Source organism: Streptococcus sp. 263_SSPC (assembly GCF_001071995.1).
Lineage (GTDB): Bacteria > Bacillota > Bacilli > Lactobacillales > Aerococcaceae > Granulicatella.
In genome coordinates, this window is sequence record NZ_JVNU01000007.1 from 1 (window position 1) to 573 (window position 573).

Here is a 573-nt window from a genome sequence, read left to right on the forward strand (position 1 = left end):
CAGCTGTAAATTGACGTTGAATAATATTCTCAGCTTTCTTACCAACTTCTCCATGATAAGAAGAATACTTACGTTTTCTACGAATACGAGCAGTTAGCCCCAACAGTTTCATCAAGCGTTGTACCTTCTTATGGTTTACGATGAACCCACGGTTTCTAAGTTCAAGAGTGATACGGCGATATCCATAATTACCTTTATGCTCGTTATAAATGGTTTCTATTTCGTTTTTTACGGCCTGATTCTTATCTTCTAGGTTTAGCTGCTTTAAGTGATAGTAGTAAGTTGAACGAGCAAGTTTAATAATCTTTAGAAGAATATCTAAAGGAAACTCTGACACTAACTCTCTGACAATCTGCGTCTTTCTTCTTTCTCTTTTTCCTCCTTCAAGCGGAGTTCTCTCAACTTTTTTAGAATGGCATTCTCCGCTCTTAAATACTCATTTTCAGCCTGAAGGCGTTCTAGTTCTGTCATCTCTTCTGGTTTTTTCTTTGGCTTACGTCCCATTTCAGGTACTCTCCCTCTTGTTTTCTCAACAATAGTATACTTATTTTTCTTGTATTGTGCGAGCCAGTT

1 pseudogene is annotated in these 573 nt (G+C 37.3%); it reads right to left on the reverse strand.

Going from position 1 to position 573, the window contains the following annotated elements:
- A pseudogene (locus ADH02_RS09280) lies at positions 1 to 573 on the reverse strand (IS3 family transposase); the annotation flags it as partial.